Raw genomic sequence first — 19,865 nt, forward strand, 5'->3', positions numbered from 1 at the left:
ATCTGTGAAATCTCCGGTCAGTGTACGTACTACTCCTGCTGCTACTCCTTCTGGTGCATTGTGAAAATGTGCTAAATCAAGCGCTCCGGTCAAGTCTGACACGCCGATGATAAAACTCAGTGTGTCACCGGCTGCGTTCAGGCTAAAGACCCCTCCACCGGTTCCTTCGCTCGGCACCACCACCGGCGGCACTTCCGTCCCCGGACTCAACGTAGTCGTAAATTGGGTTTGAGCCTGAGCGCCTGTGGTTGAAGCAAGAATAAATAGCGCAAAAATCCACCAACCAAACTTAGTATACGTGCGCATAATGACCTCCTTTATTTAAATGATAAATGATATAAATGAAAGAAAATGAAAGAAAAGGTTGATTCAATGCTTTTATTTTTCATCACTGGCCTCTCCGTGAATGTGGGAAGCAGTATATTTCCCGGATAGACCACTAAAGGATCCGGTAACAGTCACTTTATTGCTGTCAACGGCAACCGATATCTTGCCTGTCGCTGAAGTTGTAACAGCCGGAACCTCGTTATCTCCCGACAAGGGAATTTGTGTAAAGGCATTGTTTGTAAGAAGTATAGTTAGTAAAAGGCATCCAAAACTCATTATCATTTTACGCATAACAACCTCCTTGTTTGGTTAACGTTATGAAATTTGAGAATTTGCTATCTTTAATTTGAAATTGAATACTATTTAATTTGAATTATGCTCTGCAGAAATACTTGTTTTGCAATTAAAAGATATGAGGTATAACTATCCGTATCCGGGTTGTAATTTACAAAAATAAATAAATTCAGTTTTTAAGTCAAGTAGTATTTACTTTTTTATTACTTTTTTGTAAAATAATTTGGTTCTCCTGTATTATTGTATATTAATATTTTAATATTGTTAAATGGGAATTTTTAGGTATAGAACTTTTTTTTCATTTAATGATAAATTGTAAATCACAAAAGGCAAAACTTTTTTTCTTCCTTAAGCGTCCAATAAACTGTATGCAACATATGGAGAATGAATGAACAATTTGAGTGATGCCGAATTAATCGAACGGTTCAGGAAAGGACAAATTCAGGCATTTAACTTGCTGGCATGGCGTTGGCAAAAGCCGATTTTAAATTTTCTATATCGATTTCTCGGAAATGTACAGGACTCAGAGGATGCTTGTCAAAAAACTTTTATTAAGGTATATCAAAAATTGATGGGTTTGCAGGATTTAAATAAATTTAGGGTTTGGCTTTATCAAGTAGCCGCGAATCAAGCGAGGGATCAATTGCGGCACAGGAAGCGGCATTCATTTTTTTCGATTGATTCAAACCCTAATATGGATGACGAAATAGTGCCTGAACTCCCTGACCCGGAATCAAATAATTTGGAAGGCAACGCACACGGGAAACAGTTACGGCAAATATTTGAAGAAGCCATGCAAACCATACCGAAAGAACAGCGAGCCGTCATCGTTATGAAAGTATACCAGGATTTAAAATTTATTGAAATTTCAGAAGTCTTAAAATTGCCATTGAATACGGTGAAATCCCGCATGTATTATGGCTTAAAAGCTTTGAAAGAAACTCTCAAAAAACAGAACCTCAGTGAGGAGGCGTTGAGTTATGAAATGTGATTTGGTAAAAGACCAACTAATGGATTATGTTTTCTCGGAGTTAGATGATCCATCCCGGGGGAAAATAGATGAACATCTAAAGAAATGTGAGAATTGTTCGAATGAAGTTGTAGAATTCAACCAAACAGTAACAGTGATGAAAAAATGGCCCCAGGTTGAGCCGATACAAAAAATGATCTTCACGGTTCAGAAGCTCAATTTTCTTGATCGGGTAAAAACATTTTGGTCGGAATCGATGGAAACATCCCGAATTTGGCGCTGGGGTTTTCGTTTGTCCGTAACCGCTTTCGTCCTGGCTCTGTTATTCATTCGAGCGGATTTTACATATGGCGATGGCCAGTTTTCCATAACTTTTGGCGGCAAAGAAAACACAACCCGGATTTCAAATTCACAAGAATTGGTGGCGGCTTTGAAAAAGGCACAACAAGAAAATTTATATTTAACCAGCCAATTGATTCAAGATAGCGAAATCCGACAAAGAAACTTATACATTTCCAAAATGAATGAGTTATCCAAAATGATGGATCGACAACGGCTGACAGATTTGCGATTTGTAGGTGAAAGCCTGAACCGCATAGATCGAAGAAATACATATCAATTTGACCGGACTAATTCGATCTTGCAGGGACTCGTTCTAACGACAGGCTCAAACAATTTTGATAACAGAAATAAGTAAACAATAAACCGGAGAGTAACATGCGTTTTTCAAAAGAAATTACAGCATTTATTGTGATTGCAGCCCTTTTATTGATCGGAGATTCGAAACCCATTTTTAGTCAATCCAAGAAAGCGGTTATTAAATCGGAAATTTATGTCATGGAGAGCATTCTCGATCAATTATTGCAGGCTTCCCGCCAAAACTTATTCGAAGGAAAAAACATAAAAGGTTTTTACCTGGATGATTTTGGTTTGGTTTTTACAGTTAGTATAGAAAGAAACCTCTTTAGTATTTTTTCATTTGGTAACGAATTTGGAATTTCAGTTGGCAGGAGTGGGAATAAGAAAGACGAAGAGAAAGATAAAGCAAGATCGTTCGCATATGTGGCCGGCTCAATGGATACTGCTCAAATGAACGAATGGATGGATAAACTGAATAAGAAAATTCATACATTTTTAGGGACATATGTTGATGTTAACAATCATCTGGGTTCAAAGGAAAATGTCGGTGTACTGGTATCTTTTAACAACATGGGCAGGAATCAACCGCTTGGGAAATTCTATCAGGTAGTGAAAAGTAATATTGTGGAATATAGAAATGACAAGATCGACCGGGATGGGTTTGTAACGAGGATAAACCAGCAGAATATCGATGATGGCAATGAGCTTGAACAAATTTCGATTATGAGCAGAATTTTACACTCAAGTTTATCTGAAAAAAGGAGCCAACTTTTTTTTGGCAATCGAAACATTAATGGCGTGTATATTAACAACCTCGGTGTCATGTTTACGGTTGGAGGAATTTCACTCATTCATGATTTAATCATAGATTCTCTTCCCCTGGCTCCAAAAGTGTTTAGAGCGGAGGATTTTGCGTTTAGTGCGAGAAAAAGACAAGAGGAAGAAAAGAAGAAAGTAAAAGAGAAAATATCAGATTATAAAAAGAAGATTGTGAAGATTATAGGTGATTATGGCCCGTCATTAAGGTTTCTCCCGGCGAATCAATCTATCATTGTTTTGTTTGGTGCGGATGGCGGGTTCTCTGATGTTCAATCTTCAAATGTAATGATCCGTTTAAAAAAGGGTGATGTGATGAGATATTCCCAAAATAAACTTGATTTGAAAGGTCTCATTAAACTAGCCCAGCTTGAAGAGTATTAAACACGGCATGTTGAGAAGTAGCTAAAAGGTAATTATCAAAATTGCTTTTTTGATTACTAATTATAATTAAGGGGAATTTGAGATCCAGACGATGAAATTTAGTTTTCAAAATAATTTACTTGCCAATCACGATAAGAATTTCCCCACAAGGCGCTTTCCATTAATATCCCTGTAATCCTGTGAATGGGGATCATGACAATCGATGCATGACATAGATCCGTTGATACAGCAATCCCTGAACAGGTGATTCTGCTGATAGCCAAATTTTCGGATCCGGCCATCTGCAAAATATGGATTCTTGCCAAAAATAGGTAACTTAAGTGAATAATAATATTGTGCCGGATGTCATCAAACTGAATATGATTTATGGAAGAATTCGACACACGGAGTCAAAGAGTGCACTTAAACCGGGTTATCTTCCAGGGAAAAATTTGTAGTTTTGGGGGGAATTTAGAGTTTGAAGCAAAACTATTTTATTTAGAAATACTTAAACAGCTATGTTAAGTCCAGATTATTTAAATTAATCATTGGTTTTATTTTCTCCAAGATATTTTGAAACCGGGAGACTTGCTGAATATTTTCGTAAAATGGAGATTTTGCAGCTCATCGTAACTATACCTAGCTAGGGTCATCTTGATTGATCTGACGATCTATAGACGCTGGCAATGGAGAGCTGCTTATCTTCAATTTTATCCTTCAACGATTTCCCATCTACATACATAGTCCATGGCGATATAGGCTCTATCTTCAAACTCGCCAATTTCATGGATGGTAATGATGTTAGGGTGATTCAGAGCGGCAGTCGCTTTGGCTTCCCGTTTGAAGCGGGCATTTACTTCGGGGTCTTTGGAATAGAAAAGTGGCAAAAATTTGAGGGCAACTTTGCGATCCAGCTCGGTGTCTTCGGCAAGGTAGACTTCACCCATCCCGCCCTCTCCAAGCTTTTCGAGAATTTTGTCCCGCCTGCTGGGCGGGATTGTTTGGCTGATCAAAGTTAGAAGCATCTTTCAAAAAATGAATATTCAGACCAAACATCTCATCCTTTTGGACGAAATAGTTCAACAAATGAGGGGTGATCCCATAAAGACTGAAAATCTATATTTCGATGTGGAAATATGCAATAGCCATAACCTTTTTTTAATGTGTCTATTAAATAAGTCATAGCTTGTTCCCGTTCATTGAGAATAGCGGCTGTTCTGGCTTGCTCTAATATATTATTGCCAAGAGGATGTTCTCGACTACTTAGCTTTTCAATAATCCGTAAAGCCTCATCCCTGTCCTCTTTCCTGGCTGCAATTGCTCCTAAGTTACCCCAATAAAAAATATCTTGCGGATAATCCGCCGCCAATCCTTCAAATAAAACGCGAGCCTTTTCCCATTGTCCGGACAAATAATATGCGATCGCCAGACCATTTCGAGATTCTTGTGTTTTCATCTCTTTAGTTGTTCGAGAATTGTGCCAGGCAAGTGAACGGTCAGTTACTCTTTCAGAAGCATCCCCGTAACCATGACGACGCAGAGTTATTGCAGTTTCATTCATAATAAATCCTGGTGTCCACCTTTGGAACCATGGCACACCTGCACGACCCCGTTGAGGTGGAAGAGTAAGGCATTCATCAAGAAGCTTGTTTAATTCCTGTTCTCTTCCTAATGCCGCCAATGCCCTGGTTTCGTACAGCAATGTTGCTATTCGTGTTGGGTGTAATTGACGACCTTGCCTTGCCTTGTTTAATTCTTCCTCAAAGTTTCCGGTCATATGAAGAGCTTGTGTATAAAAGTCCCAGAAATGCCAATCGTCTTTTAAATGATCATCATCGGTATCAATATTTGAGTAGGCTTCTAATGCTTCGTTGGGCCGCCCGTAAAAAATAGCGTCCACGGCAAATTGAATCATGTATGGTGTGGTCGGTGCTATGCTTGCAATTCCCTTTGATGCCAGATATATTTTTTCTCGATCACCCTGGGTATATGCCACACTCCAGTCCAGGCTGTGGCGTTCAAACGGGAGTGAGTCGCTCCCGGTAACGATAAAGGACATTACTTATCGAATCAACCTGGCTGAATTGACCTAGATTTAGATGACAACCTGAAGCATTTATTAAAGCAGTAACAAACGTCGTATCAAGGCTATATGCTTGATAAAACAAATCTTTCGCTTTTCTAAAATTGTGACGGGTTTGGTACGCGAGTCCTTCAATAAAGGCATTATAAGCTTGATAGTTAGGAGGTTGACTAATTCCATGCGTAAATGCCTCCATTCTGGCATCTAAGTGAGTTGCCATTACACCCATAACTTTTTGCTTTAATTCTCCGATTGTAGATATTGCATCTTCCAAACTTCCACCTACAGGTTCCAAACCACCAAGCAGTTTGTTTGTTGCCAGTTCCATTACTTGTGCCTGAAATTGAATGGTTTCACCCTGTTTGTAATAATTGCCGGAAATAACAATGTCCGACTTGGTTTTAGAGGCTAAAAACGGGATAACAGAAGCCATCTGTACGCTTTGTTCTGAGTCCTCTAACCCATGAGTGCTTGCTAGAACTGCAATGGTTGGAACCACATGCATCAAATTAGTCTGTGCAAGGCCTTGAGAAATCCAATCTGCAGCTATAGTGCCCAATGGATCAAGTGAACTGTCTCCCGTTTGATTCTTGAATACAGCAACAACGACTCGCTTTTTCTCCGGGATTGGGCTGTCTTTGTTTAAAAAATAAAAAAGCGTTATTGCCAGGAGAGCCAATATAGAAAATGTAGCCGCAGAAATCCTAGCCCAACTTATCTTTGCCGGTTTTTTAGAAACAGATGAGCTCAAGAGAACAGCAGGCATTTTTTCCTTATCAGATTGCAAATCAGCTAATAACTCATCAATTTGTTGGTACCTTTCATCGCATTTTTTTATGAGTGCATTTTTAACAATCTGCTCCAACTTGTCCGGAACTTCGGATCTATGGATAGTAATCGCCTCTGGCTCTTCGTTTACAACCGAATACATAACCGCCGCTTCGTATTCACCTGGGAAAGGTACATTTCCTGAGATCATTTCATATAAAAGAACACCGGTCGCCCAAATATCCGCCCGGTGATCAACCTCCTCGCCTTGGAATTGTTCGGGTGACATATAATAAAGAGTACCCATTGTGCTGGCTTCTTTAGTCAATTGTGTCGCGCCCTTTAGTTTAGCCAAACCAAAATCAAGAATCCTGACTCGATTATCCTGGTCAATCATTATATTTTCAGGCTTTAGATCTCTATGAACAATTCCAGCCTGGTGAGCTTTGCTCAGTCCATCACATATTTGGATTGTATAGTCAACTATCTGATTCAATGAAAGTGAGTCATCCTTAATCTTTTCTTTAAGCGTCACACCCTCTACGTACTCCATTGCGATATAGGTTGTACCCTCAAACTCACTAACCTCATGTATAGTAATAATGTTGGGGTGGTTTAATGCAGCTGCTGCTTTAGCTTCCCTTTTGAAGCGGGCATTGATTTCAGGATTAAAGGTGTTATTCGGAGGTAAGAATTTCAAAACTACCCTGCGTTTTAACTCAGTATCTTCTGCAAGAAATACTTCGCCCATTCCGCCTGCACCAATTTTTTTGAGGATCTTGAAATGTGAAATTGTTTTACCTACCATCTTGTACCTCTCTTGATAAAATCATCTTGATTAAGACTTAGCTTCCAGCGGCTTCGTAGTTACCATAATCAAATTAACACCCTCAGGCTCTGCCATGACGAAATGCCGCCCTTCCGGAGCGCCGGCTTTACCGATGGCCAATAATTCATCTTCCGTGCGATGGATTAAAAACCAGTCAACAGTACTTTCCATCCATAAACGTAGAGGATTGCTCGGATGAAAGTTGCCAATTAACAACAGACCGCCGGGATTTAACTCAGTGTAGAGCCGGTTAATCATAATAGTTGCCACTTTCTCTTCCAGGTAATCGAAAAGCCCCAATGAATAAATAATATCCTGAGGACCAAGAGTAATTTCCTTTTTGATTAGGTCCTTTACACTTGCGTTTACATAAATTACATCAAGCATTTTTTGGTCTGGTATATTTTCTCTTGCATAGTCCAGGGCTTCTTTATCTTGATCCAAAAGTGTCCAACGCAACTTCAAGTTTTGTGTATTTTCCGACAGCGACTTCATTGTTTCTGCTACTTCTCTTGCAGGTCCACAGGCAATGCTTGCCAGCGAAAGCTCTTTTAACTGATAAACTCTTTGCTGGATAATACCCTGAAGTATTTTAGCGCGGTTTCTAACCGCGTTTGTTGTGGGGCTAGAATAAACAAGAAAATTCAATAATTTTCCCATGTTCGATTTTGCATCAAATAACTCATTGTCATAAATGTAGTTCATCATTTGATAATCGCCGGCATACCCTAACGGTTTCTCCAAGACTCTGCTTAAATAAGGATTTTGATCTAAAATGGATTTAAGATTGCCCAATCTTTTTTTAAATTCTTGGCTGGCAACTTGTGGATCCGGGTATTTGACATTCAAGGCATTCAAAAATTCTTGAAACTTTTTTGCAAATTTAGGAAACTCTTCGATCAACTCGCCATCGGTCATATTGGCAGTTCTTCTCTCAAGCTCCTTAATGTAGGGTTCTATGTCAGAAATCTCATTTTCCACTGCCAAATTCGCCTGGGATATAGATTCTTCATTTGTTTTTTTTAACTGCTCCGCTTTCATCACATGCTTTGGGTAATTGCCTTTCTCTATTTCCTGGATCGCTTCATAAGTAATTTTTATGCCAAGATCGATAATTTCATCCACACGTGAAATATCTTTCGCCAATTCCTTTGGCACCCTTGGCCGCAACAAAATTTCGCAAGCCGGCTTGGAAAAATAGATTTCATTGCTGGTTTGCCAGCCTAGCATTCTTAAAACATGCGGTTGAGCTTTTTTCCCAAGAGGTAATTTTCTTTGTGTAGCGCTGTGAATTGGCTTGGCCTGGATAGCTATCACAAAATCCGCTCCCTCAGCATAAAGTGTTTTTGTGTCCAGGGGAGCAAAGATAGCGCCATCGGCCAATTGCATGCCACCCATCTGTTTTTCTTCCAAAAGCAAAGGCATGGCAAGACTGGCACGCACTGCATCAAAGACCTTCCCATGCCGCAGGATGACATTTCTTTGTGAAACTTTATCTGATGCCACGATCAATAGCGGTATCCTAAGTTCGTAAAACTCCGGATCCCAACCAGTAACTTTAATCAATTCTTCGATGAGCTTCTCGCCGCTGGATAAAGGGAGGCCTGGGTATTTCCTGTCATGTATCAACGCCTGCATTACACCATCAATTTCAGATATCCCAAGAACCTTATTCCTGATCTCCTCAGGAGATAATCCACTTGCGTAAAACGCCCCAATTACGGCTCCCATACTTGTGCCGGAAATTAGACTCACTTCAATTTTTAACTGCTTTAGGGCAATTAGCATACCCAGATCAACCAATCCAATGGGTAATCCTGGCCCTAAAGCCACGCCAATTTTTTTGCCTTGAAAATGTCGGTGGCTCTATCGGAGAGTTGTAAACGGGTTAGGCTATTCGAGGTTGGTTGCATGGCGTTTCCTAAAGCCTTAACTTTTATTTAAACCGATTTTTTTTAACCGTTCAGGAGTAGGTTGAAGCTAAAAGAGTAAGAATACTTTCCAGGGTTTCATATTTTGTTAGTTTACATTTGTTTATTTGGAAAGTCAAGGTCTTTTTGCAATTATAAATTGTTATTCCTGTGTATTCAAATAATTGAATATTGAATGAAAAATCACATACCCTAATCACAAAAACAAATTTAATAATTTCAGCATTGTTTTTTTCAGTTTCTTAATTCCCCACAAACTCACATAAACAAAAATCAAACAGACTGTATTCGCCAATACTACCATTATATTATTATATTACATTTCTCACTTCGTTTTCAACACCTCCCACAAAGGATGATTTTCATGCTGAAATGAAAATGCAATATCACCCCGATGGGGTTAGCATGTTTTTTAAACCCAATTGGCTATAAACATGACATCCCTCCGGGATTGAGACACAGCTCATCTGCTGGTATGACAAGAGCCACAGGTATCAGGAAAATCCAGATGGCTAGTAACTTTCGCAAAATTACAAATGGTTCATTTAAGTTAGTGCCCTGACAACAGGGTTAACTCCGATAGGAGTGAAATATTTATAGCCCATCAAGCCTCCTCACAGTGCCGAACCCCTTCGGGGTGAAATGATTGGTTTCACGCGATTTCTGACCAAAAATCAGGTCAAACGGACTCCTGAAATCGAATAAACGGGCACCGGGAATTGGCCTCAATTTGAAGTGAGAAATGTGAGTTATTATTAAATTATTATAGTCGGCCATGTAACGTTAACTATATACCTCTATCAAAATAAGGAGTCAAGAATTATCTACAAAAAAAATTGTGAAGTTTTTTCAGGGCCACACTCGTCACTTCAAATATCCAGTATCCAGCAACCAGCATCTAGAAACCGGTAAACTTCTCCTGGTATTCACCAAATACCGCCCGCATAGTGTCACAAATTTCACCTAGTGTGGCGTATGCTTTTACTGCATCTATAATAAATGGCAACAAATTTTCACTTCCTTTTGCTGCCGTTGCAACATGTGCAAGCGTTTGTTGCACCCTTTGATCGTCACGTCGCTTCTTTACGGCAGCCAGTCTTGAAATTTGATCTTTTTCAACCGATGGATCGACTCTAAGAATTTCAGGTTCCGATTGTTCCTCAACAACATAATCATTGATTCCCACAATCGTGCGCTCGTTTTTCTCCACTGCCATTTGGTGTTGGTAGGCGGAATTCTGAATTTCTCTTTGCATATATCCAATTTCAATGGCTGCAACCGCGCCGCCTAATTCATCAATTTCTTCAATATATTTAGTCGCTTCTTGTTCGATTCGGTTCGTCAGGCTTTCTATGTAAAATGATCCAGCCAGTGGATCGATGGTTTCCGCAACTCCTGATTCATGCGCTACGATTTGTTGTGTCCGTAAAGCAATGAGGGCGGATTCCTCGGTTGGCAATCCAAGCGCTTCATCACGGCTATTTGTATGCAGGCTTTGGGTTCCGCCAAGAACGGCTGCCAGGGTTTGAATGGTCACACGAACAATATTGTTTTCCGGCTGTTGGGCTGTAAGGGTTGAACCTGCCGTTTGCGTATGGAATCGCAGCATCATAGATTTCGGGTTTTGCGCGTTAAACCGGTTTTTCATTATGGTGGCCCACATCCGTCGTGCCGCTCGAAATTTTGCGACTTCCTCCAATAAGTCGTTATGCGAATTAAAGAAAAAGGAAATCCGGGGAGCAAAATCATCGACGTTAAGTCCGGCCTCCACCCCTGCTTCTACATAGGCAATGGCATTTGCCAGGGTAAAGCCAACCTCCTGGGCAGCTGTTGATCCGGCCTCGCGGATGTGGTATCCCGAAATACTGATAAAATTCCAACGGGGAACTTCCTTCGAGCAAAATTCAAATGTATCGGTAACCAGGCGCATGGATTGTTTTGGCGGGTAGATGTAAGTCCCCCGGGCAATATATTCTTTCAAAATATCGTTCTGAACCGTGCCGGACAATTGATTTCTTGGCACACCCTGCTTTTCCCCAACGGCAATATACATGGCCAACAGAACAACCGCCGGTGCATTCATCGTCATTGACGTAGACACTTTGTCCAGGGGAATGCCGTCAAATAATATTTCCATATCTTCCAGGGTGTCGATTGCCACTCCCACTTTACCCACTTCTCCCTTGCTCATTGGGTGATCTGAATCAAAGCCGATCTGAGTGCAGAGATCAAATGCTACCGAAAGTCCCATTTGCCCGAGACTGAGGAGATACTTGAATCTTTCGTTGGTTTTACTTGCAGTCGCAAAACCGGCATACTGGCGCATGGTCCAAAACCGGTTTCGGTACATATTTGGCTGAGCTCCCCGAGTAAAAGGAAACTGCCCTGGAAAACCAAGCTGTTCTTCATAATCAAAGTCACGGAGTTGCTCGGGGGTATAAAGTCTGTCGATTTCAGTATCGGACCCGGTCACAAACCGATCACGCCTTTCCCCAAACCGGTTTATCGTTTTGTTGAGGGACTGCTCTTCATAAACTTTACGATTCTTGGAAATTTGCTTTAATTTTTCAGGATCGAACATAAAAACCTCAATTTATTTGATGTTAGGTTAACTAAATATAAAATAAAACCTTGTGATAGAAAACAGCTTTTTTTATGAATTATTCAAGTTACTCAAAAATTGGAATAGGTACCTTTCAAAATTGACCATTTTTGTTGAATATAAGCAAAGAAATTCAAGCAAGTATTTTTTAGTCCAAATATTGCATATCAAAGACCTTTTGTTTATATTCATGTGTTTTTTGAAAATTTCAAAAAGTTGCTTGTTGCTAAAAATCCTAAACCTTCCGAAAAATAGTAAAAAGTGCGATCTTCGCTAAACACCTTTAAATAAAGTCAATATCCTGGAGAATCGAATATGACACCTATTCGGAGTTTTAATATTGTACCCTCATTACCGGAAAATTTAAAGCCATTAAAAGAGCTGGCTTATAATGTTTGGTTTAGCTGGCACCCGGAAGTTGCCGACCTGTTCCGGCGTCTGGACATCAAACTGTGGGAAGAAACCTATCGAAATCCTGTCTTGTTTCTTGGAAAAATAAACCAGGAAAGACTGAACGAAGCGGTTCGGGATGAAGGTTTCATGACGCAATTCATGCAGGTTTACCGGGATTATCAGAGATATATCAAAGATGAATCATTATTTGATTATGAACTCGATCGACCGATCGATTTTACCATTGCTTATTTTTCAGCCGAATATGGTTTAACTGACAGCTTGCCGATATATTCCGGGGGCCTCGGCATGCTTTCCGGAGATCATCTCAAATCTGCGAGTGATTTGAATTTTCCATTGGTCGCCGTTGGTTTACTTTATCAAAACGGCTACTTCAATCAACAATTAAATTTGGACGGCTGGCAGGGCGAATTGTATAAGGAAAATGATTTCTTAAATTTACCGATTGTCCAGTTAAAAGACAAGAATGGCCATCCTGTTAAAATTTCCGTTCCTATGAAAGGTCATGATGTAAAGATTCATATCTGGAAAATCCAGGTCGGTCGTATTTCATTATATATGCTGGATACAAACCTTCGTGAAAACCGGGCCGAAGATCGCAAAATTACTTCCCACCTTTATGGCGGCGACCGTGAGATGAGATTGCGGCAGGAAATCGTGTTAGGCATTGGTGGTGTACGTGCCTTACACAAATTGGGATATTCACCTGCGGTTTATCATATGAACGAAGGACATTCGGCATTTGCCTGTTTGGAACGAATCAGGATATTAATGAACGAGAAGAAATTGAGTTTTGATGAGGCTTTTGAAACTGTTTATGCCAGTAATGTTTTTACGACACATACCCCGGTTCCTGCCGGGAATGATGCTTTCGAACCCAAATTGATGGAAACCTATTTTAGTGAATATGCCAAAGAATTAAAGCTAACAATTAAACAGTTGTTGGCGTTGGGTCGATATGATAACCCTGCCGATTCGGATCTGTTTGGTATGACTGTGCTTGCCATTAAAATGAGCGCCCAGGTAAATGGAGTTAGTAAGCTGCACACGGATGTTTCCAGGAAAATATGGCGGCAGTTATGGAAGAACCTTCCTGAAGAAGAAATCCCAATCCAACCCTTGACCAATGGTATCCATGTCCCTTCCTGGATATCCCCTGAAATTGCCGATCTTTATGACCGTTATCTCAGTCCTCGTTGGATCGAAGATCCTGACAATGAAAAAGTGTGGGAAGGTGTTGATAGAATCCCCGATGCCGAACTATGGCAGACCCACGAGAGGAATCGAGAGCGTCTGGTGTCATTTACCCGGGCACGTTTACGTCAGCATTTAAAGCAAAGAGGCGCGCCTTTTTCTGAGATTAAAGATGTGAGCGATATGCTGGATCCGGAAGCGCTTACTATTGGTTTTGCCCGAAGATTTGCTACCTATAAACGCGGCAATTTGATTTTTCATGATCCCGACAGGCTTGCCAAAATTTTAAATGATCCGGAATGTCCGGTCCAGATCATCATAGCAGGAAAGGCGCATCCCCAGGATGAACCCGGTAAAGAGCTGATTAAAAATATTGTCGATTTTAGCAAAGACCCCAAGTTTAAGAACCACCTTGTCTTTATCGAAAATTACGATATACACATTGCCAGGCATTTGGTGCAAGGGGCCGATGTTTGGCTCAATACTCCGCGGCGGCCTTTGGAAGCCTGTGGCACCAGTGGTATGAAGGCTGCGGCGAATGGGGCGTTGAACATGAGCATTTTGGATGGCTGGTGGTGTGAAGCCTTCAACGGAGAAAATGGCTGGGCAATTGGCCGCGGTGACGAGTTGCAGGATACCACTTTGCAAGACAACCTGGAAGCCCAGGCTATTTATGAGCTTTTAGAAAATGAGATTGTTCCTCTGTTTTACCAGCGTTCCCGGGCGGGATTGCCAAGAATTTGGGTAAACAGAATGCGCAGCAGTATACGAACCATCTGCCCGGTTTTTAATACCCATCGAATGCTGGAAGAATATATGGTAAATTTTTATGTGAAGGCTGCCGGTGTTTGGCGTCGATTAAGTGAAGACAATTTTAAAGGCGCGAAAGAATTAGCCGGTTGGAGAAATAAGGTTACTTCCAATTGGAATAAGGTTAAAGTTGTAGCAGTCGATTTTAAAAATCACCAAGATGTGCCGGTGGGTTCAAATATTCCCGTTCATGTTAAACTCTTTTTAGATGGATTAGACCCCGAAGATGTAACTGTGGAATTGTATTATGGCAAGTTAACCGCAAACGATGAACTCATTGCGGCAAAATCGGTGGCGATGCATCTCAGCGGCAAGGATAGCGGCGAAGCATTGCAATTTTCCGGTGATATTCGATGTGAATTTACCGGCAAAGCCGGATTTCAAATTCGAGTGCTGCCCAAACATGATCTCCAACTCAATCCATACTATACCGGCAAAATGATTGTGGATTAGTTTGTTTTGACAGGATTAACTGGGTTCGATTAGTAATATCTTTTGATTATTTCAGTCTTGAATTAGACTATCCTGTATATTTATCACTATAGATTATAACCTATAGTAAATAAACAACTTATATTATTATAAAAGGGGTTAAAGCAATGTATTGGTAACGTTTTTGCTTGATTTTTATGATTTTATAATATTATACTTACAACAAAATACCTGTTTATAAACAAGGTGGTTTATTTATTTAGCCGTTCTATATATTGGTGAAAACCAGGTGAATGTAGATGTCTCAGGGGACACGGTCAAGCCTTGAGCACCCTTTCTGAATAGCCATTTGAGAGACTTTGTTATAATATAATTCAAAACTTTGTGTCTTTCTTGAAGGAAATCAACCAAAATATCTGTATAGTCTTGGTCAATTTTCTCTAGCAGGATATTCTCGGGTCTCTTGAACTCTTGGTATAGATCTTCAATTGCCAATTTAAACTTCGGATCTCTATTATCAAAAGCCCAAAAAATAATAAATCGCCCGAAGTTCAATTCGCTAAGCATATCACACGATTTTGTGATAGAGTTATCTAAATAATCAAATAACCAGTTTTCATTGTCGACTTGCCCCTCCATTACATGTTTACGCAATTTGTCTCTAAGGGCATACAGTCGGTATCTATATCGTTTGATCGAAGTATCGAGACTAAATTTTTTTAATTCATATAAGAGATACAGACAAATGACGAAAAATAAAAATGCTACAAACATCATCTCAGACTCCTTTCTTTTTTGAGCCAGGTTGACTATGTTGTAAGTCCTTTCCAATAACTTTTTGTTCGTGGGCAGTTTTCCACCCAGACAATCTTTCGACCTCTTTTTCACATCCGTTAACAGCTCTTCATACTTTTTTTTATAGATATTTTTTTGTGCGAAGAGCACAACTGAAAAGAAAATAAGCATAAGAATTAACGGGTAAATTTGGTCAATGTTTTCCCCCAAAAAGAGCATACGGAAAAAACTTTGCTTATCTTCCGTGGCTCCGAAAGTATAAAATCCAAATAATAAGATCAATAAAAAACTCATAGATGGGCCAATTTTTTCAACAAGCCCTAGGAAAGTTTTGGAAAACATTTCAAAGGTTAAATAAAGGAGAAACCCATGAAACCTTTTAACAAGAATGGCGGACCGATTTTCGCAGAAGTTTCAGCAGGGCAAGCGCAGACAGGATCTTATGATCTCAAACTGTGGGAAGCTGATAAAAATGTGATCGTAAAGCGTTGGGAAGGCGATTTCTTAAACCCGGATGATGACAAATACAAACTCCCGGGAACCAACGAAGAAAACAACAAGCGACGGGTCCAGGCAGTTGTAGTGATTGCCCTTTTGGCTCCGATCGATCGCTATAGCGCCACATTGACCATCACACAAGATGGTAATGAACTAGACAAAGTTACGATTGCCAACCAAACAAATGACCCCAGTGTCATTTTGAATTTATACACTACTCTAGAGCAAGCCTGAGGAGATGTAATTATGAAATCTTTTAGTAAAATCTTATTATTTGTTCTGTTATTTGGGGTAAATGCAATGGACGCTTTTTGCCAATTGCCATCCGGCATAACCTTTAGCGATTTAACCGTGCCTCCCGTACTTGCCAATTCATTTCGGCTCGATTTCGCTGTTCCTGCAGCGCCAGCTTTCCAGCTTCTGGGCTCGGAACCAAGCACTATATTAAGGCCTTCTTCAGTCAAAGAGTTTGGCGCCAGTTTTTCAAGCTTTATCAATTCAAGCCAAAAGATTAGTATCCCAGGGGCTTTTGCGATTGAGTTTTCTCCGGGGTTGCTCATCGGGGGCAATGAGTTAACACTTCAAGGATATTTGAATAAACCCTGGTTATACAGGTTGCGGCTTTCTGCCGGGACAAAACGACTTGAAGGAGAAACAAACCCGACTCAAATAGCGTTTGGATTCCGGACCAGTTTTATCGATAAATCAGATCTTCGTGGGGACAAAGAACTGCTGGAGGATATAACGAAAATAACTAAAGAAATGCTCAAGAAAATCTCGGATGATGTGCCTCCGCCACCTCCAGGAGTAAGCGGAGCTGAAGTAGTACAACCAAGTTCCATACAGCAGACTTTAATTGACTCTTTGAATACGGTGCTTAAAAACAGGATAGATCTTGCTAAAGCTAATATTGATAATATTTGGAATAAAGATGCCCTTGATCTTGCTGGCGCTCTGCTCTTTAGCGCTCAAGATTCATTGGGTAAGAACTTACGAGCAGTTAAATTCACTGGCTGGTTTACTTATGCGAAAGGAATTAGTTCGTGGGGTCAGTGGCTTCTAGGCTTTAAGGCCGGCACAGCACGAGATAGTGTAGGAACGCCATCGGATAGCCTGGGGAACAACTTTCATTTTTCGGGTAGCGCATCAACGCGTTTATATATAGGAAGTAATTCCTATAAAATGTTTGTGGAAGCACAATACTCAAAACAAAATCAAATGGAATTGCTTCTACTTAATGGCGGAGGAGAAGTTAGATTTCGAAATGGAATGTGGTTCTCATTTGGCGGTGGCGTCGAACGCAATTTTGATCTAAAAGAATGGAACATAGTTAGTAAGCTCACGCTCAATTTAGGGCTTCCCTTCCTGTAAAAATAAAGAATATTTAAGTCAAAAACATAGATAATTTCAGATATGACCGAGTTTTAACACTTATGTGTTCTATGAAGGGTTGTTATTCAAAGGAAATTGGGAGTTAAATGATTTTGGGTTACAATAAATAAATTTGACTTACTAAGGTCGTTTAACTTTTTTTTAAATAAATCTTGTTTCTCTAGACTAATTTGGCTATTTTTCTTTAAAATTCAGCCACTGATTAGGACAAACCAGGGAATTGAATAAATAACTTAACATAGCAAATGAAATGCATTAATTGCAAAACTGATATATCAAAAAGTCAGGAACGGTCTTGTCCCACATGTGGGCAAGATATCGGATACCCTCACATTAGAGAAGTAAACCAGGAGGAGGAAGTCGAAGCTCTCGAGTTGAGATATCAGCAAGCCAAATCCACTGCTGAGGTAAATAATACAACCCAAGCGCTTAAAAGTTTTGAAGATTTTGTTAAGAATGCTTGCGCAACCATTAATGTTGATATAGATTTCTTGTACAATTTTGTTACGAATGACAAAGTTCTTTATTCAACATATGGTTTACAGGTAAAAGGACAGGTGCGTAAACCAGCCGATAAGCAAGACGACCATAACCGAAAAATTGCCGAAGCAATCTTATTTGGAAGCTATGGCGAAAACATAAGATATGCTGCTTTGTCCATAGACGGAACCGGTGTTAAGTCATACGGCCCGTTCGCTATTAAACTTAGAAATATTGCTATTGAGAATAGAACTGTCCTGCTGGAGAATGATTCTTTCGATTTTATAAAAGAAAGACAACTAACAATTGGTGACTCAATCCCAGCTGGATACCGGGCGACCTGGCAAGAAAAATATAAACTAGCTGTGGCAAAACATGGGGATGAAATTAGCGTAGATTTGCCAAAAGATGAATTTGCCGGAATTCTGTTATTTAGTGAAGGGAACTATGATACCGACCGATTCATAGAAGTTTACATATATGGTGCATTTGATAATAATGCCATAGAATCCGTACAAGGAAAGTCATCTTTACCTAAAAAGGTTGAATCTGCAATGCTTGAGGATGCGAAAGAATACCTCGACAACGCAGGTCAAAAATGGATCGAAGAATGATAGAGCAAGTATACATTTCCGGCAAAATCGGTAGAGCTATTTATCTTGAAAATGAAAGATACTTTTCACTTGGAGTAGCCGATGAAGATCAGGCCAGGGAGTGCCGGTCCGGAGACCTCTCATTCCTGATTGATAGCAGCGGCGAGTATAAAGTGATGTCAGGCAAAAATATTAGTATCGACAGCATCAAAGATGCTTTGGTTGTTGACACAACTAACCAGCGTGCGCTTTCATTGTGTATTAGTGGTATGGATCCTGTCCTTAGTGACAATACTCGATTGCTCTCGATCGAAGCCGCTGAAGAGTTGATACAAGAAAAACCGGTTTACAAATTTGTAAAAAACAGATTCCTGGCCAGGATTTTGCCAGAATCTGCGGAGGTTGAATCTGCAATATCCTTGGCTGATTCTGCGCATACTGATTTAATTTCCGAACTTTATGAAAATATGCTAGCGTCTCAAGAGTCAATAAGAGTGCTTCAAAATGTATGGCAAAATTTTGCCCCACAATACTTCGATGAACTGGATGAAAAATCGGCAGCGGAAAGTGTATTTATCGAAAATGGACTGTTTGCTGATATGGTCGATGCTGCTGTCAAAGAAAACAAAAGTGAGATGAAGTTGCTTACTGTCACTTATGGATCAAACCGAGAATTGAGTAATAGCTTACCAAGCAGCAAGCGAAGTGTAATTATCATCAATAATTTTGTGAACGATTTTTTAGCCAAACTTAATTTTGCCGGAAAAAAAGCTGCTATAAAAGAATCCGTTAAGACACCGGATAAACCGGTTGTTGTGGATCCTATTAAGCAATTAATTCAGGATTTTGGAATACAAAGCCGTCAACAAGTACAGAAATCAAGACGCATGGGTTCTGAAGCTGTCAAAGAAAAAGTAGATCAGCAAATTATGCAAATTGAGCGGTTGATACAGCAGAATAATATTCAACGAACTGATAGTTATTTGTTCGATCTGGTTAAATTCCAACTGGAACATGGTAAGAAAGAGTTCTTAGCAATGACACTCTGCAACCTTGCCAAAACAGCAATGGATTTAAACGATCTTGCTACAGCGGAGAGATTGATTACTTATGCCGGTTTGCTTGGTGTAGAAGATCCGGTTATCCCTAGTACCCAAGCTGAACTCTTGCGCAGGAATGGCTTTACTAAAGAAGCGCTCGTTGTTTATGAAGAAACCATCAGCCTGTTCCCCGAAGATGTCGTCGCAAAAAGTGGCCGTGCCGAAGTGCTGAAAGAAATGAATGAACTCGATAAGGCCCTCGCTGCCTATGATGAGACCATCAGCCAGTTCCCCAACGATGTCGTGGCAAAAAATGGCCGTGCTGAAGTGCTGAAAGAAATGAATGAACTCGATGAAGCTCTTGCAGCATTTGATGAGACCATCAACCTGTTCCCCAACGATGTCTTTGCAAAAAATGGCCGCGCTGAAGTGCTTAAAGAAATGAATAAACTCGATGAAGCTCTCGCTGCCTATGATGAGACCATCAACCAGTTTCCCAATGAGGTCGTGCCAAAAAATGGCCGGGCTGAAGTGCTGAAAGAAATGAATGAACTCGATAAGGCGCTCGTGGTTTATGAAGAAACCATCAGCCAGT

At 40.2% G+C, this 19,865-nt stretch carries 17 protein-coding genes; 8 read left to right on the forward strand and 9 right to left on the reverse strand.

Translation table 11 applies throughout. The features are described from left to right. Together IIC38_14800 and IIC38_14805 are read right to left on the reverse strand one after the other, a co-directional pair. A partial coding sequence (locus IIC38_14800; protein ID MCH8127202.1) for a CHRD domain-containing protein occupies positions 1-306 on the reverse strand: 306 nt, incomplete at its 3' end. A gap of 72 nt (positions 307-378) precedes the next feature. Next, complete coding sequence (locus IIC38_14805; GenBank protein MCH8127203.1) at positions 379-618, reverse strand: CHRD domain-containing protein; 240 nt, start codon at positions 616-618, stop codon at positions 379-381. 391 nt (positions 619-1,009) lie between these two features. On the opposite strand from IIC38_14805, the gene IIC38_14810 reads away from it, so the two are divergent. Genes IIC38_14810 through IIC38_14820 form a run of 3 tightly spaced genes read left to right on the forward strand, consistent with a single transcriptional unit; the run spans position 1,010 to position 3,430 of the window. Continuing rightward, positions 1,010-1,612, forward strand: a complete 603-nt coding sequence (locus tag IIC38_14810; protein ID MCH8127204.1) for a sigma-70 family RNA polymerase sigma factor — start codon at positions 1,010-1,012, stop codon at positions 1,610-1,612. Beyond that, positions 1,602-2,288: a zf-HC2 domain-containing protein gene (locus IIC38_14815; GenBank protein MCH8127205.1), complete on the forward strand. Its 687-nt coding sequence runs from the start codon at positions 1,602-1,604 to the stop codon at positions 2,286-2,288. The genes IIC38_14810 and IIC38_14815 overlap by 11 nt, the downstream gene beginning before the upstream one ends. 20 nt (positions 2,289-2,308) lie before the next feature. Then, complete coding sequence (locus IIC38_14820) at positions 2,309-3,430, forward strand: hypothetical protein (protein ID MCH8127206.1); 1,122 nt, start codon at positions 2,309-2,311, stop codon at positions 3,428-3,430. 98 nt (positions 3,431-3,528) lie between these two features. Here the strand turns inward: IIC38_14820 and IIC38_14825 are convergent, their stop codons facing one another. From IIC38_14825 to IIC38_14850, 6 genes are all read right to left on the reverse strand, one after another. Next, the gene (locus IIC38_14825) at positions 3,529-3,813 is read right to left on the reverse strand and encodes a hypothetical protein (GenBank protein MCH8127207.1); all 285 of its coding nucleotides are present in this window, start codon (positions 3,811-3,813) and stop codon (positions 3,529-3,531) included. A gap of 306 nt (positions 3,814-4,119) precedes the next feature. Beyond that, the gene (locus IIC38_14830) at positions 4,120-4,434 is read right to left on the reverse strand and encodes a protein kinase (GenBank protein MCH8127208.1); all 315 of its coding nucleotides are present in this window, start codon (positions 4,432-4,434) and stop codon (positions 4,120-4,122) included. Between the two features lie 32 nt (positions 4,435-4,466). Beyond that, positions 4,467-5,468, reverse strand: coding sequence for a hypothetical protein (locus IIC38_14835; GenBank protein MCH8127209.1), 1,002 nt, complete (start codon positions 5,466-5,468; stop codon positions 4,467-4,469). Further along, complete coding sequence (locus IIC38_14840; protein ID MCH8127210.1) at positions 5,428-7,068, reverse strand: protein kinase; 1,641 nt, start codon at positions 7,066-7,068, stop codon at positions 5,428-5,430. Before IIC38_14840 ends, IIC38_14835 begins: the two co-directional genes overlap by 41 nt. 30 nt (positions 7,069-7,098) lie before the next feature. Then, positions 7,099-8,922 (reverse strand): hypothetical protein, encoded by a 1,824-nt coding sequence (locus IIC38_14845; protein ID MCH8127211.1) that lies wholly within the window; start codon positions 8,920-8,922, stop codon positions 7,099-7,101. Between the two features lie 996 nt (positions 8,923-9,918). Then, the gene (locus IIC38_14850; GenBank protein MCH8127212.1) at positions 9,919-11,601 is read right to left on the reverse strand and encodes a methylmalonyl-CoA mutase family protein; all 1,683 of its coding nucleotides are present in this window, start codon (positions 11,599-11,601) and stop codon (positions 9,919-9,921) included. A 336-nt stretch (positions 11,602-11,937) separates the two neighbouring features. Here IIC38_14850 and glgP point away from each other — a divergent pair, with 336 nt between their 5' ends. Continuing rightward, positions 11,938-14,493 carry an alpha-glucan family phosphorylase gene (gene glgP, locus IIC38_14855; GenBank protein ID MCH8127213.1) on the forward strand — a complete coding sequence of 852 codons (2,556 nt, stop codon included), beginning with the start codon at positions 11,938-11,940 and terminating at the stop codon, positions 14,491-14,493. A gap of 234 nt (positions 14,494-14,727) precedes the next feature. On the opposite strand, the gene IIC38_14860 is transcribed toward glgP, so the two are convergent. Further along, a complete protein-coding gene (locus IIC38_14860) occupies positions 14,728-15,549 on the reverse strand; it encodes a hypothetical protein (GenBank protein ID MCH8127214.1) in 822 nt (273 codons plus the stop codon). An 87-nt stretch (positions 15,550-15,636) separates the two neighbouring features. On the opposite strand from IIC38_14860, the gene IIC38_14865 reads away from it, so the two are divergent. The 4 genes from IIC38_14865 to IIC38_14880 form a co-directional block, all read left to right on the forward strand. After that, positions 15,637-15,999, forward strand: coding sequence for a hypothetical protein (locus tag IIC38_14865; protein MCH8127215.1), 363 nt, complete (start codon positions 15,637-15,639; stop codon positions 15,997-15,999). Between the two features lie 12 nt (positions 16,000-16,011). Continuing rightward, positions 16,012-17,136 carry a hypothetical protein gene (locus IIC38_14870; GenBank protein MCH8127216.1) on the forward strand — a complete coding sequence of 375 codons (1,125 nt, stop codon included), beginning with the start codon at positions 16,012-16,014 and terminating at the stop codon, positions 17,134-17,136. Between the two features lie 266 nt (positions 17,137-17,402). Beyond that, positions 17,403-18,251, forward strand: a complete 849-nt coding sequence (locus tag IIC38_14875) for a hypothetical protein (GenBank protein ID MCH8127217.1) — start codon at positions 17,403-17,405, stop codon at positions 18,249-18,251. Continuing rightward, positions 18,236-19,865: tetratricopeptide repeat protein (locus IIC38_14880; GenBank protein ID MCH8127218.1), on the forward strand; the 1,630-nt coding region annotated here is incomplete at its 3' end. The genes IIC38_14875 and IIC38_14880, both read left to right, overlap by 16 nt.

This window comes from candidate division KSB1 bacterium (assembly GCA_022566355.1).
In the GTDB taxonomy this organism is placed as follows: Bacteria; Zhuqueibacterota; JdFR-76; order JdFR-76; family DREG01; genus JADFJB01.